Below are 16,519 nucleotides of genomic sequence, written 5' to 3'. Positions count from 1 at the left end.
TAGGGGGAATCGAGACGAACTCCAGGTTAACAATTGGTATAGACCGAATTCTTGTACGCTTGCGCCATGAATCAGCAGACGTCCACCGGGCCGGGGACCTCGAGCGTCGTGATCGAACCGGAGCTGAAGTACTACCGGGTGCGCACCGAGATCGAGACCATTCTCAGTGGGCTCGAGGAGGGCGACGCAGTCCCGTCCGAGCGGGAATTGGCGGCACGGTTCACTGTCGCTCGCGAGACGGTCCGTCAAGCGCTTCGTGATCTGCTTGTCGAAGGACGGATCGAGCGGCGGGGGCGGGGCACTGTCGTCGCGAGTCCGAAGTTGGTTCAGCCGCTCTCGATTCGTTCTTATACCGAAGGCGCACTGAGTGCTGGGCGAGTGCCCAGTCGTAAGGTTGTGACGTTCGAACGAATGTCGGCCGACGACGGTCTCGCCACGGAGTTGGGTATCGAGTTGGGCGACAGCGTCGTTCATCTCGAGCGTGTCCTCTTCGCCGACGGTGAGAAGATCGGACTCGAGTCAACCTTCCTGCCGGACAGCAGGTTCGGTGAGATGCTCGACGCTTTCGACGCGACGACATCGCTCTACGCGGCCATTCGCTCGATCGGCGTGGTCTTCGCCTCCGCAACCGAACGGATCGAGACGGTGCTCGCGTCACCGCGTGAGGCAACGCTCGTCGAGTCCACGACCTCGATGCCGATGCTTCTGCTGCACCGGACCTCCGTCGATCCGGAGGGTGTGCCGATCGAGCGCGTTCGCTCGCTCTACCGCGGCGACCGCATTGCCTTCTTGACGACGTTGCGGGAGTGATTGCGGTGGGCGATGCAGGCGACATCACGCTCGCGAGTTACGAGGCCGGTGCGAATCTGTATGCAGCGAGACCGTATGTCATGGGGGAGGCGATGGCCCGGTACCTCGCCCGGATCGCCAAGCTGGTGGACGGAGGGACGATTCTGGAACTTGGCAGTGGCCCCGGCCGTGATGCCGAGTACCTCGAATCATTCGGACTATCGGTGACGCGTACTGACGGCGCACTCGCCTTCGTAGAAATGATGAGGGCAGAGGGTTTTACAGCTGAAGTCCTCGACATTCGAACTGGACAGTTCAACGGAACATACGATGCCGTGGTGGCAAATGCGGTTCTGCTTCATTTGCGACGCGACGAGTTCCAATTCGTGGCGAGAAAGTCGCGAGGTGTAGTCGGGGCAGAGGGAATGTTCGCATTCACGGTCAAGAAGGGCGACGGAACCAGTTGGAGCAAAGCGAAACTGGGTTTGCCGCGCCACTTCACATTTTGGCAGGAGGGCCAACTGCGTCAGGTGCTCGCCACATGCGGGTGGGAAACTTTGTCAATCGACACCGTGGTCGGCCCCACTGCCGATTGGTTGCATGTCATTGCACGGGCGAACTGACAGACAGGCAGCGGTTCCGGTCACGGTTGTGAGTTGAACATGTCCAGGAGCCCCTGGGGTGCGTTCTCGCCGAAGCACATGTCCAGACCGTCAGCCGACTGTTGTGCCGATGCGGCGCTGCGCGGGAAGAGTCGTTCTTCGTAGGCAGCAAGTCCTTCCTCCGTGCCGCTATGTGACGCGATCGCCTGGCCGAGTTCGGCGCCGTCGAGCATTGCCAGGTTCGCACCCTCTCCGGCAAACGGCGACATGACATGCGCTGCGTCCCCGAGCAGAGTGACCCCGGGAGTACGGCTCCACCTGTGCCCGATGGGAAGGGCATGGATGGGGCGAGGGGTCAGCGAGCTGTCCGCTTCGACGATCAGTGACCGCAGCGACTCGTCCCAGTCCGAGAAGTGTTCCAGCAGAATCTTCTTCGCAATATGATCGTCGGAGAAGTCAACACTCGCTGACCAGTTCTCGGGAACCCGCAGGGCGGCGTAGATGTGCAGACTGTTGTCGGTCTCACGGTGGGCTAGGAAGCCCTTGTCGGCACTGAGCGCGAACATCATTCCGCCGCCGACTGTTTCAGCGGCCTTCGCGTGCTGGTTGTCGGCGTCGTGAAGGTCGAACTCCACGAAAGATACTCCGCTATAGGCAGGAGCGGCGTTTGAAACCAGTGGGCGAATTTTCGACCACGCGCCGTCGGCGCCGACCAGGAGATCGGTGGTGAAGTGGGTGCCATCCACGAGGTGGACTTCATGCCGACCGTCCGGCAACGGATGGGCACTGCGGACCTTTGCTCCCCAGCGGATTGTTTCTTTCGGAATTGAGCTGAGCAGTAGGTCACGCAGCTGGCCGCGGTCGATTTCCGGGCGGTCGCCGTCTCCGGTGTCCTGCTCGCTCAGGTGCACGACGGCATTTCGATCGAGGACGCGTGTCTCTTCGCCGCCTTGATGAACGAGTGCGCGGAACTCGTCGTAGAGGCCTGCGGCACGAAGCGCGATCTGGCCCGAGTCTTCGTGGATGTCGAGCATCCCGCCTTGGGTCCGAGCTGTTGGTCCGGATTCGAAATCGAATACCGCCGAATCGATTCCGCGGAGATGGAGGACTCGGGCGAGGGTGAGGCCGCCGAGGCCGGCGCCGATGATTGCGATGGGGTAGTGGTTCATGGTGGGTTCCTAAGAAGTGAGTGGGGTGTTCTCGATGCCCGTGATGAGCGTGCGGAATCCCCAGGAGAGGCGCGCGGTGGGTTCACCGGCAAGTAGAGCTGTTGCATGGCCTGCGACGAGTGGGTGCGTCTGCGGGTTTGCGTTCCGGATTGCGTCGGTCAACGCGCTCCATTGGGCATCCGAGTCGGCGGAATTGTTCGGCGCCGAGTGTTCGGCAGCAGTGGACGTCGCGTACTGCAGCAGCAAGTCCACGCCCCACGCGGCTTGACCCGAAGGGACTTCGCCTTCGTCGAGCAATGCCAGCAGGCGCTCGAGCAGGCGTACGTAGTGAACTCCGCTGGGCCGGGAAACGAGAGCCGACTGGGCAAGGCCGGGATGATCGAACAGTATGGCCGTGTAGGACGTCAGCACCCGTTCGAGGCGCGCTTGCCAAGTGCCGGAGGAATTTTCGGCGAGGTCCACGACTCCGAGCAGTTCGTCCAGAACGGCGGCGTGCAATTCGGCGGTATTTTGAACGTATACGTACAGCGACGCCGGTCCGGTGTCGAGTTCGAGGGCGAGTCGACGCATGGTCAACTTCTGCAACCCCTCCGACCGCAAGATTTCCACCGCAGTGCTGACGATGCCCTCGCGTGTCAGAGCGGGTTTGGCCGGACGATTGCGTCGGCTTGATGGACTTGCTGGCTGGTTGGGCATGCTTTCACCGTACACGAACATGTTCGTAACGAACATGTTCGTTGAGTCACGTGAAGATGTCACGAATCACATGCTGATGTTAATGGGCTACATGCCCGTACCGCCGGAGAGCATTGCGATCGTCAGCAGGATGCCGCCGACTATGCCCACGAGCGGGCTGTCGCTGTTGAGTAGCCAGTCGTTCAACGATCCCGTGAGCGCCTCTTTCGGGTTTCGATCTGCCGACGGTCGAGCTTATCGACAGATCGAACCCGATATGTCACTTTTGTCTGAATTGTGGATCGGACCTGAGGTGATCAGCCGTAGACGTTGTCGGGGCTGATCAACTTGGTGATCGGTACCATCAATGCGCTTGTCAGATCAGTCTCGCCGTCGATGTCGGTGTTGATGAAGACGACCAGGGTGGTGTCCTTCTCGGGCAAGTAGACCGAGACTGTCTTGTAGCCGGGCAGGCTTCCGTTGTGACCGATCCAGCCACCGCTGTTGAACAATCCGAGTCCGTAGCCGGAGCTGTCGTCCCCTTCGCTCAAGTTCACGGTCTGCAGGCGCTGCTTCTGAGTGTCGTCGGTGAGGAGATCGCCCTTGGCCAGCGCCGGAACCCAGATGCGCATGTCGTCCAACGACGAGATCATTGCACCCGCGGCGCCGCCCCACGACGGATTCCAGTCCGTCGCCGCGGTCACGGTTTCGTCGAGCGTTTGGTTGGTGTAACCCTGTGCGTGTGGTGTCGGGAACGCGTTGGTCGTGGGAAAGCTGGTGTGCTCCATGCCGAGTGGTGTCGTGATCTTGGTGTCGATGACGTCCGACAGTTTGGAGCCGGAGACCCTTTCGATCACCATTCCCAGCAGAATAGTGTTGGTGTTCGAGTAGTCCACGGTGGTCCCTGGTCGAAGTTGGAGTGGGAGGTCCTTGACGTATCCGACGAGTTCCTCCGGTGTGAAAGTTCGGCGAGGATCCGAAAGATATTCCATCACAAACTGTTCAGACGTCGTGTAGTCCACGAGACCGCTGCGCATCCCTGCCAGATGACGCAAGCTGATCGCATCACCTTCCATGACCCTGTCGACGTACTGGGAGATCGGATCGTCGAGACCGATCTTTCCCTCGTCGACCAATTGCAGCAGGGCGGTGACGGTAAATGTCTTGGTGACGCTACCGATCCGGTGGTAGAAGTCGGTCTCCATCGGTGCCTTGGTTGCAGTGTCGGCGACTCCTGCAACCTTCACATAGTTGCCGTCGGGTCCCCAAATGCCCACCATCGCACCGGGAATCCCCGTCGAATTCACCGCAGAGTCGATGATCGAATCGAGCTGGCCGGTGATGGCAGAGTCCATGACCTTGTCAGTGGTGGATGTGGGATTGTCTGCGGATTTGTCCGTGCTGCAGCTGATTACAGCGCCGGCAACCACGGCGCTGCACAGGCCGACAAGCATGATGCGTCTTGCTCCGGATTTCATGAGTCGAACTCTGCCTGTCCGAGGGCACTCACACATCGACCCCGGGTACGGCAGACGCAGTCCCCAGGTACCTCCTCAACCGGTACCGGGGGACTACGGAACCCTGGTCTGAACCCTTGACTTGGGTCAGAGCCCGCCGTCGAAGAACGCCGCCAGGGCCGGTGCGGGGTCTGCCGCGGTGCCCATATTTGCTACGCCGACAACGATCAATCCCAGCGTGAACAGTGCAGTGAGAAGACCTATCGACCCCGACATGAATCTCGTCCGCCTGTCGGATCGTGCCGTTCTCGCGAAGCGTGCCCACACGACCACAGTCACGGCCAGTGATATTGCTGCCGCGATCAGCGCGATCACCGCCATGGCCAAGTGATACCGCGCGAAGTCGCTGATCATCAGTTCGAGGGCGGGACTTTGCTGATTTCCGGTGCCCGTCGACTGAGCGAGCTGTTGTCGGACCTGCCCGACAGTTTCGGAGAGTGCCCCATCCGTCTGGGCCACGGGCAACATCGAGATCAGCGAAGAGAAGGGTGCGACAACACCTTGGACATTTGCCATCACGAGTACCGAAGAGAACAGCGCGAGGAGCGTGACCAGGCCTCCCGCCGAGACGAATGCGAGTTTCTTTCCAACCGTCAGAGGGCCGGCGTTCACGAACGACGCCTTGACCATGCGGCCGAGTGCGAGCAGAACCGTCAGCAGGATTACCGCAATCACAGCCTTGGCCACGTGGTAGCGCAGCCAGTAGTCGACAGCGGACTCCAAGCTCGGAGAGACGGCTTGGACACCGGAACTCCAGTATTCGACGAACGCGGCGCGGACCGTCTCGACGAGTTCCCCCTGGCCTGCGTACCCATCGCCCGGCCTACTCGTCAGCATGCCCGGGGCGAGAACGAAGGCAGCGGAGAAACCGGCGACCAACGCGATCAACGCGGCGATCTTGCGACCGGAGTGCTGCGTCGAGCGCGACGGCCCCGCAGTGTTGTGCCGTGGAGTGTTGTGCAGTGGGATTCCTCCAGCGTGATGAGCGATCATCTGGTCACCGTCCACAAGGTCATGTCAACGAGTGTAGAAATCGGTACACCGGACTTCATCGTTCGAGAGGGTGATATTTCCGGTGATGGCGTCCGCCCGCCGTCGACATCCCCTCAGCACTCGACGACATTGACGGCGAGTCCGCCTTCACTGGTTTCCTTGTAACGCACGGACATGTCGTTTCCGGTTTGGCGCATGGTTTCGATGACGGTATCGAGGCTCACCACATGCGTCCCGTCACCCAGGTATGCGAGCTGAGCTGCGGTGACTGCAGTCGAGGCGGCTACGGCATTTCGTTCGATGCAGGGGATTTGGACCAGGCCACCAACCGGATCGCAGGTCAGCCCCAGATGGTGTTCCATGGCAATCTCAGCTGCATTCTCGATTTGTCGTGGTGATCCGCCCATGACAGCGCACAAGCCGGCTGCCGCCATCGCGCAGGCAGCTCCGACTTCACCCTGGCACCCCGCCTCCGCACCCGAGATCGAGGCATTCGCCTTGATGATCGATCCGATTGCGGCAGCGGTGAGGAGAAAGGTTCGAACGTCGTGAGCGCCGGCGCCCGTAGCGCGTATGTGGTGATAGAGCACCGCCGGCACGATGCCCGCAGCGCCGTTCGTCGGAGCCGTTACCACGCGGCCACCTGCTGCATTTTCTTCGTTGACCGCCATGGCGTAGACGGTCAGCCACTCGCGTGAGGAGGGGTCGCAGTTACGTTGTTCCAGTTGAGTGTTCGCAGACCGTGCTCGTCGGCGAACTCCGAGACGCCCGGGCAATACACCTTCGGTCTGGGTGCCGCGTTCGATGCAGACGCGCATCGCGGACCAGATCGCGTCGATGCCGGTGAATGCTCGATCCTGGCCATGCATCGCGATTTCGTCCGACAGTGCCAGCTCGGCGATGGTTCCGGAGCCGCATTCCGCCAGTAGCTCTTTCGCGGTTCGATAGCGTGAGTTGATCGAATGCGCGCTTGCTTGCGTCTCCGTTCCGGCGCGCAGTACGAATCCGCCACCGATCGACAGATATGTACTCGTACAGACGATTTCGTTACCCTTGAAGGCTGTCAGTGTCATCGAGTTGGGGTGCCCGTGACGGCGAACGAGTGGCTCGAACACCATGTCCTCGCGAGTGAACACTACGTGTTCGAGTGAGCCACCGACGAGCATCACCGATCCGCCGTCCGACAGTTCGGCCCAGCGCCCGTGAACGTCGGTCGGCTCGCACGTTTCAGGATCCAACCCACGAAGTCCCGCAATCACCGCGTCGGGAGTGCAGTGACCTATTCCGGTGGCGGCGAGAGAGCCGTGCAGGTAGCAGCGAATTCGGTCGACCGACGCGGTCAAGCCGGCGGCGGAGAGCTCGCCGCCGAAAGTGCGAGCGGCGCGCATCGGACCGACCGTGTGTGAACTGGAGGGTCCGATGCCGATGGAGAAGAATTCGAGAGCGGAAACATAGACGCCGGTGGTGCTCATTCGGCGCTCGTGACGGTGGTCGCTCCTGACTCGCGCTGGGCCGCAATCTTCAGGAGATTGGAGCGCGAGTCCGCGGTGGCGGCTCGGATCACTGTGCGCGCCATTGCGATTGCTCCGTGCAGAACAGCTTCGTCGCCCGCTGCGGAGCGGGCATCAGCGGCAAACTCGATAGTGTGAGGAACTCCGGTGACGCCGCGCAACGCGATCATCGGGTGGATCGAGGGGACCACCTTCGACACGTTGCCCATGTCCGTCGAGCCGCCGGTCAGGGGAGTTCGGGCGGCCGCGGTGCGGCCCAGGCTCGCGATCTCCTCGTCCCAGATCGTCGCCAGCACGCGATGTTGAACAAGCTCCTCGTAGCGCGGTTCGGCGCGTTCGGTCGACCAGGAGCAGTCGCTGGCCACAGCTGCGCCCTCGAAGCAGGAGAGCATGCGACGCTTGGCGTCCAACAGCACGTCGAGTTCTGCGGCCCGAACTTCCGCTCGCACCAACGTCGAGGCCGGAATGATGTTTGTTGCTTCGCCGCCGTGCTCGACATAGGCGTTGAGCCTGACGTCGGACGGAAGTTGTTGACGGAGAAGTCCGATGGCGACCAAGGCGATCGTGGCTGCGTCACCTGCGTTGATGCCCTTGTGTGGCGCAGCGGCCGCGTGTGCGGCTCGTCCGGTGTAGGTCACGTCGAACCGGTCGACTGCCTGCGTTCCGGTGACCGTGCAACTGACGTCTTCACCTGCAGCGCCGTGGACCATGATCGACATCGCCGCGCCCTCCCATGCGCCACGTTCGAGCAGCAAGACTTTCCCGCCGCCATGTTCTTCGGCCGGCGTACCGAGAAGGACGACGGTCAGGCCGTGTTCCTCCGCGACCTCTCCGAGCGCGATAGCTGCTCCCAGTCCGGCAGCGGCGATGACATTGTGACCACACGCATGACCGATGTCGGGAAGGGCGTCGTACTCGGCGCAGACGACGACACGGAAGGGGCCGGAGCCTCGCACCGCTTCGAATGCCGTCTCGAGGCCGTAGGCGGCGCGAGTAACCGTGAAGCCGGCTTCCTGTGCGGCGTCCGCCAAGAGGGCGGACGCCCGATGCTCTTCGAATGCCAGCTCTGGGTGAGCATGGATCGTGTGGCTGACATCGATGAGGCGTGATGCCCACTTCTCGATCGTGCTCGAAACCGAGTCTGTGTGGGTGAGGGTGTCAGCGATGGACATGGGTATTGCTTCCTTTCAACATCTTTGGTTCTCTGTGTCTTCGGATCGCGGTGTCTTCAGTTCTGAGCGTCTTCGGGTGCAGTTCTAGTGCCAGAGGCCCAGCGCGAACTCCGCGACGACCACGGAAAGTAGGTAAGAGGCGAGGATCGCGACGATTCCGACGGGCACGATCTTCCAGCCGATCGTCTTGAGCAAGGGAAGGTCCTTGCCGAGGCTGAGACCTGCGACAGTCAAGGTGAGGGTGCAGATCGAGAGAAAGTCGACAGTCCCGACGGTGCTCGAGACGAAATCACCGATGGGGGACCACGGTGTTGTCGCCAAGGCGCCGATGGTGATGATTGCGATCATCGCCGCGATCTTGCCGCGCGTCAGGCGGGCCACGCCGACGCCCAGGAGCAACAAGCCGGTGAGGATCAGGTAACCGACGATGATCGATCGAGATACGCCACCCGCTGCGATCGAGGAGACGATGACCCCACCGACGAACAGAATCGGAACGATGGTGGTCAGCGGCACGGTGACGCTCGGCGCAACCGCTCGTGGGGCAGTGTCGGCTTTCCGTTCGCTGGTCGTCTTCGAGCGCTTGGTGAGTGCGCCGTAGATTCGATCGGCAAGGGGGAGTGCGACATACATGCCGACATACACGCCGAGGAGGCCGGTGATGATGTTGGATGTTGCCGCTACGGCGAGTACCTGGTCGGCCATCTCGGGGTGCGCCGAAACGACGCTGGCGGCAGCGGCAGCCATCATCGAGCCGGATCCGACCCCAGCACCCATCGCCAATGCAAGGGGGTCGAAGATGTTGAAGGATGTCGCCAGCGACGCAATCAGGCTGATCAGCACGGCACCGAACAGAGTGCCGAAGACGTACATCGACAGGACACCACGGTACTGGTCGGAATCGGGACCGTAGCGTTCACTGACCATCGCGAAGGACCCCTCGCGGTCGATGGAGAAGGTGGCTCCGACGGTGGCCGGTCCCATCCGAAGGAGTACCGCCAGCGGGAGTGCGAGAGCGATAGTGCCGAACAAGTGCCCCAGTTCCTGCAGTAGCAGGGCGGGGCCCGCCTCGAACAACAGTTGGATGTTCGGGCCGATGGTGAAAGACAGTCTCGCGCAAAGCAAGAGAACAGCCAGCCCCATGATTGCCGAGGCTGCGGCCTGAAGATCGAGGCCGAGAGGTTTCCACTTCTGGCTCGAGACGGCACCGCCGGCAATCAGTCCCCACACCATGGGCAAGATCGTGATGGCGGCAGCGCCGACAGGAATCACTGCGGGGCCGATCAGTTGGGCGCCTGCCGCAAGCGCGAGGAGCAGAATCGCCACGATCCACAGCCGTGGCGACCTCAAGGCGAAAACGATCTTTTGCGTCGGGGTTTGATCGCTGACCGGAGAATCGTCATGCGAGACAGGGAATGCTTCGGTCATGTCGGTGTCTTTCTCGAGGGGGCGAACGAACGCAAGAAGCAAGCGTTCTCGAGGTTCAGGATTTGGTGGACTATTGATGTGATGAAGTTAGGATCGATGCGTTTCGATCCTGTTTCGGTGCAGCATTCTTTTGAAAGTGAGGTCCTCGGTGCAGGATCAGGTGCTCAAGGACGAAGATCTTCGGCTGTTGAACGCACTGCAGATCAGGCCGCGAGCCTCGTGGTCCGAGCTTTCACGCGCGATCGGTTCCGACCCGGTCACCCTGACCAGGCGTTGGGAGCGTCTGCACTCGCAAGGGATAGCGTGGATCGCTGCGTACCGTGGGGGTCCCATCGTGTCGGCGACCGCACTGCTCGAGATCGAATGCGCACCGGCACAGACCTTGAGCGTGGCCGAACAGATCGCGCACGATCCCGAAGTTCTCACAGTCGATCTCACAACCGGCAATCGGGATCTACTCGTCACGCTCACCTGCACTGACCTCGATCAATTGTCCAGGTATGTCTTGGAACGAACACGATCGCTGCCGATGGTCACTGCGATGCGAACTCAGATCGTGTCCTCGGCGAATTCCGACGCACGAAACTGGCGTCTACGTGCTCTCGATGCGGAAGAAATTGCCGCGCTCGAGTCGGCCCCGGCGGCGAAGAGTCGTGGGGTACGCGCCAGCGAAGAGGAACAGTCGAAGCTGTTCGACATCCTTTCTCGCGAACCACGAATTACCGTCTCGGCCCTCGCTGCAGCCCTCGGCGTCACGCCGGCTCGCGCCGGGGCGCTCCTTTCTCACGAGCTGTCGACGGGGCGCCTGGTCGTCCGCACGGAGATTGCTCGGCCCTACTCCGGCTGGCCGGTCTACGCCTGGTATTTCTTACGTCTCGAGGGGCGAAAGGAAGCCATTGCTCAGCGCCTTTCCCTCCTGCGTGAGGCGAGGCTTGTTGCTTCGACGATCGGCAGCTACGACATCGCATTGGCGGTGTGGCTGCGCTCGATCGACGACGTGCAGCGTTTGGAAGGTTATCTCGCCGAGCAGTTTCCGGGCGTATCCGTGGTGGACCGGTCGATCGTCCTGCGTACGCCGCATCATCTACATCGAACGATCGATGTGTCGGGTCGAAGCATGCCGAAGCACGGGTGATCCGTAACGCGTTCGCGCGGATCGGGTGCTCTCCGGTTACTGGGGGATCGCCACGTCGACGATCAAGCCGTAGTGATCGGAACCTTCGATCTCGATGCGCTCGAGAGACTTCGCCTGTGCACCCCGCAGAAGTACATGGTCGATGCCGACGATCGCGGGAAATTTTTTGTCCGCCGGGTAGGTGCGAACGATGCCGACTCCCAATTGGTCTGCGGTATCGGAGTAGCCGACGTCGAGAAGGTCACGGAATTGCTTGTGCGTGAAGGTCGTGTTGAAATCGCCACTGACGACGACGGTTCCCTCCGCGGCAGCGGCGTCGAGCGCGTTTCGCAAAGTGCTCAGCTCGGCAGTCCACACGTCGGGCGGGGTCACGTACGCCGGTCCGGGGTGAACCGCCAGAAGGGTGAACGGGGTTGAGAATCCCACTTCGGCAACAAGATTGGTAGGTCCGAAGCCGTTCAATTCCCGAGTTTCCGTCAGCGGATAACGACTGTAAATACCTGCGCCACCCCCGCCGGCCTCGTCCGGTACCAAGTAGTGATGCGGCAGCAGTTGCTCGAGCCCTTGATCTCTCAGAGAGCCTTCGAGTGATGTGGTCAGTTCCTGAACCGTCAGGACATCGACTGCCTTCTCACGCACCGTCGCAGTCAAACTGACGGGGTCTGCCTGCCCGAAGAGAAGGTTCGCTTGCATTACACGCAGAGACGGCCCGTCGATTTCGGAACTGTTTGCTACATACAATGGACTGATCACCGACGCGCCCACCGCTATCAGTACCACCGAAATCGCCAGCAGGATCCAGCGGCGAAAAACCAGGCATATCAGGGACGCTGCGAGTGTGACTGCAAGCAGCATCGGGACAAAGGAGGCCACGGCGATCAACGGGTTGATCGGCTTGGTGGAGTACAACGAGATCAGCGCAATGACACCGACGGCAATCCCACCCACCCCGGCGACCTGAGCGATACGGCGAGCCGGAACGTTGTCCGTCGTGAATCCCATACCAAACGGTACCTAATGCAGCTTAGGCTCCCGATTGCCTGGCGTTGTCAGTCGCCGGTTCGGGTGCGGAATGCGTTCACGGCCGCTTCGATGGTCGGGTAGAAGTGCGTCGAATCGAACCTGTCGCCGACCCCGAATCGGATGAGTCGATCCTTGATCGGACCTTTCATCTCCGCGAATGCCAATCGAATTCCTTTGCCCTCCAAAAATGTATCCAGATCGACGAGTTCGTCGACGGCGGTCGTGTCGAGCCCGGTGATCGGCTCGGCGGCAATGACCACCCATTCGACCGGGTCGGGTGCCTTGGCGACGACGGAGCGAACGTACTCGTCGAAGATCTCGCCGTTCGCGAAAAACAGTGGTGCGTCAAATCTCACCAACACGAGGCCGGGGATGCGATGTCCGTCCGGGTGGCGTTCGACGTCGTGGAATCCCGCGGGTTCGCCCGTCTCGACGAGTTCGGTTCGATGTGGCTGCCATACCTGCGCGATGACCGCTACGAAGGAGAGTCCGATCGCAACAAGGATGCCTTGAAGCACCCCGACCAGGGCAACGCCCAGAAACGCCGCGACGGCGAGGCCGAATTCCACGGTGCTCATGCGCCACATGCGGACCATGCCGCCCACGTCGATCAGTGCACACGCGGCGACGATGACGACGGCGGCCAGTGTTGCATCGGGCAGATATGCCGTGAGTCCGGGAGCGACGAGGACAAACACCAGGACGGCGAGTGCTCCGACGACACCGGCCAATTGTGTATGCGCCCCACTCTGTTCGGCTACCGGCGTCCGTGATCCGCTCGCCGATATCGGAAATCCGCCGAACAGTCCGCCGGCCACGTTCGCGACACCGATCGCCTTCATCTCGGTACTGCCGTTCACGTCCTCGCCGTGGCGGGCGGCGAAGGTGCGCGAGAGAACGCCGGTGTCGGCGAAGGCAATCAGCGCGATACCTGCCGCCGGTCCGATCAGGTGCCCGACGTCCTGCCAGGTGACTCCACCGAGAGAGGGGAGGGGAAGTCCTTCCGGCAGTGCGCCGACCATGCCGATGTCATCGGTGAGACCGGCGGCGGCGGACAAGACTATTGCCGCGACGACGGCGACCAGCACACCGGGTACAACAGGTACCCAGAGCCGGAAGACCACAATGACAATGAGTGAACCCACGCCGATGACGGCAGCGAGGGGATCGACATCTCCACCGGCCAGAGCCTTTCCGATCTCACCGATTTCACCGAGGAGGCCGGACGCGTCGACGGAGAAACCGAGCAGCTTGGGAATCTGACCGATTACGACGACGAGCGCGATGGCGTTGAGGTAGCCGAGGCGGATCGGTTTCGAGAGGAGTTCGGTCACGAAACCCAGACGCAGGAATCCGCCGATCACCAGGATGAGCCCGACAAGAACGGCGAGAACTCCGGCTAGTGCAAGCGCGTTCTCCGAATCGCCGACCACCGCCAGCGGTATGACTGCGGCGGCGATGAGCGGTGCCAGCGACGAATCAGGTCCGAGTACAAGAATCTTCGACGGTCCGACTACCGCATACGCGAGCAACGGCACGATGGTTGCGTACAGACCGGCGTACGCGGGCAATCCGGCGGCCTCGGCGTAGCCCATCCCCGCCGGGATCAGCAGGGCCGTCAAGACGAGCCCTGCTGTGATGTCGGTTCGCAGCCATTCGCGGCGGTACCCGCGGGCAGTCGCGATCCCCGGTAGCCGACCTAGACCCTCCGTCCACGTCATCGTGTGATTGTCCCTCCCTCAGAGGAGTGACGGGCGCGCTCGGGGGCAACTGCAGTGGTCGCGGTGATGGCGACAGGTGTCGGTGAGAGGCGGCGGCGTCGGATCGCCTTTTCCAACTCGACGACAACCGGGATGATCAGCGACCAGCCTAGGCAGACGAGCCACTGGGCGCCGGTCAGTGAGGTTGTCATGAGGAGATCCTGGAGAACACCCGCCTCGACGGCAAATACGGTCACGACCGTGGGGATGGTCAAGATCTTGATGGCACCGAGAACCGGCGGAACAAGGCCGGACTCGGGATCACGCCGCATGGTCAACCCAGCGAATATCGAACCGAGAGAGAGCACTACGAATGCGGTGGTCATGGGGACATTCGCCTCAGTAGTGCTCATTTCGCCGGGCGCGAGAAGCATCGCTGCGAGTGTCACGGCAAATTGCAAGACGCCGTACGCGAGCCACTGAGCGACTGCGCTTCGATGTGCGATCGGCATCTTGGGATCGCGTGGCGGCTTGTTCATCAGATCCGGTGGCGGCGGGTCGAGCATGATCACGGCGACGGGGAACAGTGTGATGAAGAAGTGCTGGAACAGCACCATCAGCGGTGTCAGTGCCACACCCTCGTTGATGTTGAAGATGCTCGCAGCGAGGAAGAGGAGTACCAACGAGAAGAGTTTCGACATCTGGTAGCGGATGTACGAGACGATCTTCCCGTAGATGTTGCGGCCCAGGGTGATCGCGGTGATGAGGGTTCCGAAGTTGTCGTCGGTGAGCACCATCTTGCCCGCCTGTTTGGTTACCTCACTGCCCGAGCCCATGGCGACGCCGATATCGGCCTTCTTCAACGCGGCGGCGTCGTTGACAGCATCTCCGGTCATCGCGACCACGGCGCCACCGCTCTGCATGACATCGACCAAGCGAAGTTTGTCCTGCGGAGTGACTCGGCCGAACACGTGCAGGTTCGGCAACGCGGCCGAGAGTTCGTCATCGGTCATCGCTTGCAATTCGGCTCCGCCGACCGCGCCCGGGCCGAGTCCGAGTTCGGCACCGATCGCGGCGGCGGTGATGGCATGGTCGCCGGTGATCATGCGGACCTCGATGCCGGCCCGGTGTGCGGTTCGCATCGAATCGACCGCCTCCGGACGCAGCGGGTCGATGATGCCTGCCATACCGACAAACGTCAGGTCCTCGACAAAGGACATAGGGTCCGCCACGACAGCGTCTTCCCGTCTGTCGAGGCGTCTGACCGCGAATGCCAGCACCCGAAGACCCTTCTCGGACATGGACTGATTTGCTGCCGTGAGTTCGTCTCGGACTTCCTCGATCGGGACCTGCCGACGGCCGGGGAGAAAGGCCGAAGAACACCGAGCGAGGACGACATCGGGTCCGCCCTTGACCAATCCGACGAACTGACTTACGCCGTCGACTTCGAGATGGTGGTACGTGGCCATGAACTTGTACGCGGAATCGAACGGAACCGTCGCCACCCGCGGGTAGGTCCGTCTGGTGAGTGGTGCGTCGGCACCGATCTTTGCCGCGAGCACCACGAGTGCGGCCTCGGTCGGGTCGCCGACAACTTCCCCGGAATCGGAAACCGTTGCATCGCTGTCGAGACACAGTCCGTATGCGAGAAGGGTGAAGTCGGGCGGTGCCTCGCCGGCAACCTGCGTGATCCTTCCCGCTTTGGCGTAGCCTTCGCCGTCGACCGTGTACCAACGGCCGTGGACGTACAGCGATCGGACGGTCATCTGGTTCATGGTCAGCGTGCCGGTCTTGTCCGAGTTGATTGCACTGGTCGCGCCGAGAGTTTCGACGTCGGTCAGGTTCTTCACGACGGCCTTGGCGTCGGCCAGTTGACGGGCCCCGTAGGCCAGCATTGCCTGGACGAAGGTTGGCAGGCCGGTCGGAATCGCGGACACTCCCATCGCGATACCAAGGAGCAGAAGCGTTGTCAGGTCCTGACCACGAATGAGTCCGATGACGACGATGACGATCACGGCCGTCCACGCGATGATGCCGAGAAGTTTGGTGAGAGAGTCCAATTCTCGTTGCAGTGGCGACTTGCCAGGGGCGACGGCCGACAACATCGACGCGATCTGGCCGATCTGCGTCTGCATTCCGGTCTCGGTGACCACCATGGTCGCTGTGCCGCGGGTGACCGAGGTGTTCTGGAACACCAGATTGCTGCGGTCTCCGAGTGGAATATCCTCATTGCTCAGCGTTTTCGGGTCCTTCGGGATCGGCGCGCTTTCCCCGGTCAATGCGGCTTCCTGTGTCTCCAGGGTGGTCGAGGCGAGCAACCGCCCGTCGGCAGCGATGATGTCTCCTGCCTCGACTTGGACGACGTCACCCGGCACCAGTTCGGTAGCGTCGAGCTGAATCAGGTTCCCGTCACGAATGACCCGCGCTTGGGGTGTCTGCATCTTGGCGAGCGCGTCGACGCTGGCCCGTGCCTTCAACTCCTGTCGAGTTCCGAGGACGATGTTGAGCACGACGAGCACCGCCACCACGATCGCTGTCGGCACTTCACCGATGGCGATGCTGACCGCGGCCACGGCGACGAGCATCAAGTTCATCGGATCTTTCAGTTGCAACAGTGCGATCGACCACGTCGACGGCGGTGGCGTCGAGGTGATTTCGTTCGACCCGTAGCGTTGTCGACGTTGGTCGGCCTCACTCGATTGCAGTCCGCGCTGCTGGTCCGACTGCAGTACGGACACGACTGATTCGCCACTCTGCGCATGCCACGGCGTGGGGCTCATGACCGCACGTCCTTTCCTTGGCGAT

13 protein-coding genes are annotated in these 16,519 nt (G+C 61.8%); 3 read left to right on the top strand and 10 right to left on the bottom strand.

What is annotated here, in order from left to right; all coding sequences use genetic code 11:
• Positions 1–66 precede the first annotated feature (66 nt).
• On the top strand, positions 67–810 hold the full coding sequence (locus ACKAMS_RS21560) for a GntR family transcriptional regulator (protein WP_182261083.1): 744 nt from the start codon (positions 67–69) through the stop codon (positions 808–810).
• 5 nt (positions 811–815) lie between these two features.
• Entirely contained in the window at positions 816–1,412 is a 597-nt protein-coding gene (locus ACKAMS_RS21555) for a methyltransferase domain-containing protein (protein ID WP_408989498.1), read from the top strand.
• A gap of 20 nt (positions 1,413–1,432) precedes the next feature.
• Here the strand turns inward: ACKAMS_RS21555 and ACKAMS_RS21550 are convergent, their stop codons facing one another.
• The 7 genes from ACKAMS_RS21550 to ACKAMS_RS21520 form a co-directional block, all read right to left on the bottom strand.
• On the bottom strand, positions 1,433–2,560 hold the full coding sequence (locus ACKAMS_RS21550) for an NAD(P)/FAD-dependent oxidoreductase (protein WP_070386953.1): 1,128 nt from the start codon (positions 2,558–2,560) through the stop codon (positions 1,433–1,435).
• Between the two features lie 9 nt (positions 2,561–2,569).
• Positions 2,570–3,256: a TetR/AcrR family transcriptional regulator C-terminal domain-containing protein gene (locus ACKAMS_RS21545; RefSeq protein ID WP_020969360.1), complete on the bottom strand. Its 687-nt coding sequence runs from the start codon at positions 3,254–3,256 to the stop codon at positions 2,570–2,572.
• Between the two features lie 296 nt (positions 3,257–3,552).
• Entirely contained in the window at positions 3,553–4,713 is a 1,161-nt protein-coding gene (locus ACKAMS_RS21540; RefSeq protein ID WP_408989497.1) for a serine hydrolase domain-containing protein, read from the bottom strand.
• 126 nt (positions 4,714–4,839) lie between these two features.
• A complete protein-coding gene (locus ACKAMS_RS21535) occupies positions 4,840–5,745 on the bottom strand; it encodes a hypothetical protein (protein WP_252858551.1) in 906 nt (301 codons plus the stop codon).
• A 113-nt stretch (positions 5,746–5,858) separates the two neighbouring features.
• Positions 5,859–7,217 carry an L-serine ammonia-lyase gene (locus ACKAMS_RS21530; protein WP_408989496.1) on the bottom strand — a complete coding sequence of 453 codons (1,359 nt, stop codon included), beginning with the start codon at positions 7,215–7,217 and terminating at the stop codon, positions 5,859–5,861.
• Positions 7,214–8,428: an amidohydrolase gene (locus tag ACKAMS_RS21525; protein ID WP_408989495.1), complete on the bottom strand. Its 1,215-nt coding sequence runs from the start codon at positions 8,426–8,428 to the stop codon at positions 7,214–7,216. Before ACKAMS_RS21525 ends, ACKAMS_RS21530 begins: the two co-directional genes overlap by 4 nt.
• Positions 8,429–8,512: 84 nt before the next feature.
• Complete coding sequence (locus ACKAMS_RS21520) at positions 8,513–9,856, bottom strand: DUF3100 domain-containing protein (RefSeq protein WP_020969365.1); 1,344 nt, start codon at positions 9,854–9,856, stop codon at positions 8,513–8,515.
• Between the two features lie 136 nt (positions 9,857–9,992).
• Here ACKAMS_RS21520 and ACKAMS_RS21515 point away from each other — a divergent pair, with 136 nt between their 5' ends.
• A complete protein-coding gene (locus ACKAMS_RS21515) occupies positions 9,993–10,991 on the top strand; it encodes an Lrp/AsnC family transcriptional regulator (RefSeq protein WP_223257884.1) in 999 nt (332 codons plus the stop codon).
• A gap of 36 nt (positions 10,992–11,027) precedes the next feature.
• Here ACKAMS_RS21515 and ACKAMS_RS21510 read toward each other — a convergent pair whose 3' ends face one another.
• Genes ACKAMS_RS21510 through ACKAMS_RS21500 form a run of 3 tightly spaced genes read right to left on the bottom strand, consistent with a single transcriptional unit; the run spans position 11,028 to position 16,494 of the window.
• Positions 11,028–11,993: an endonuclease/exonuclease/phosphatase family protein gene (locus ACKAMS_RS21510; RefSeq protein ID WP_019748016.1), complete on the bottom strand. Its 966-nt coding sequence runs from the start codon at positions 11,991–11,993 to the stop codon at positions 11,028–11,030.
• A gap of 47 nt (positions 11,994–12,040) precedes the next feature.
• Entirely contained in the window at positions 12,041–13,735 is a 1,695-nt protein-coding gene (locus ACKAMS_RS21505; RefSeq protein ID WP_019748017.1) for a SulP family inorganic anion transporter, read from the bottom strand.
• Positions 13,732–16,494, bottom strand: coding sequence for a cation-translocating P-type ATPase (locus ACKAMS_RS21500; protein ID WP_408989494.1), 2,763 nt, complete (start codon positions 16,492–16,494; stop codon positions 13,732–13,734). The genes ACKAMS_RS21505 and ACKAMS_RS21500 overlap by 4 nt, the downstream gene beginning before the upstream one ends.
• Positions 16,495–16,519: the final 25 nt, after the last annotated feature.

It is taken from the genome of Rhodococcus sp. 5A-K4 (assembly GCF_046097995.1).
GTDB lineage: Bacteria > Actinomycetota > Actinomycetes > Mycobacteriales > Mycobacteriaceae > Rhodococcus_F > Rhodococcus_F erythropolis.
Note: the sequence above shows the minus strand (reverse complement) of the source record. Positions and strands in the feature narration are given on the sequence as shown.

What these genes read in the sequence shown, in the direction of transcription:
- ACKAMS_RS21535 (WP_252858551.1), bottom strand. Translation starts at nt 5,745, where the DNA reads ATGATCGCTCATCACGCTGGAGGAATCCCACTGCACAACACTCCACGG.
- ACKAMS_RS21525 (WP_408989495.1), bottom strand. Translation starts at nt 8,428, where the DNA reads ATGTCCATCGCTGACACCCTCACCCACACAGACTCGGTTTCGAGCACG.
- ACKAMS_RS21510 (WP_019748016.1), bottom strand. Translation starts at nt 11,993, where the DNA reads ATGGGATTCACGACGGACAACGTTCCGGCTCGCCGTATCGCTCAGGTC.
- ACKAMS_RS21530 (WP_408989496.1), bottom strand. Translation starts at nt 7,217, where the DNA reads ATGAGCACCACCGGCGTCTATGTTTCCGCTCTCGAATTCTTCTCCATC.
- ACKAMS_RS21560 (WP_182261083.1), top strand. Translation starts at nt 67, where the DNA reads ATGAATCAGCAGACGTCCACCGGGCCGGGGACCTCGAGCGTCGTGATC.
- ACKAMS_RS21545 (WP_020969360.1), bottom strand. Translation starts at nt 3,256, where the DNA reads ATGCCCAACCAGCCAGCAAGTCCATCAAGCCGACGCAATCGTCCGGCC.
- ACKAMS_RS21550 (WP_070386953.1), bottom strand. Translation starts at nt 2,560, where the DNA reads ATGAACCACTACCCCATCGCAATCATCGGCGCCGGCCTCGGCGGCCTC.
- ACKAMS_RS21500 (WP_408989494.1), bottom strand. Translation starts at nt 16,494, where the DNA reads ATGAGCCCCACGCCGTGGCATGCGCAGAGTGGCGAATCAGTCGTGTCC.
- ACKAMS_RS21520 (WP_020969365.1), bottom strand. Translation starts at nt 9,856, where the DNA reads ATGACCGAAGCATTCCCTGTCTCGCATGACGATTCTCCGGTCAGCGAT.
- ACKAMS_RS21540 (WP_408989497.1), bottom strand. Translation starts at nt 4,713, where the DNA reads ATGAAATCCGGAGCAAGACGCATCATGCTTGTCGGCCTGTGCAGCGCC.
- ACKAMS_RS21505 (WP_019748017.1), bottom strand. Translation starts at nt 13,735, where the DNA reads ATGACGTGGACGGAGGGTCTAGGTCGGCTACCGGGGATCGCGACTGCC.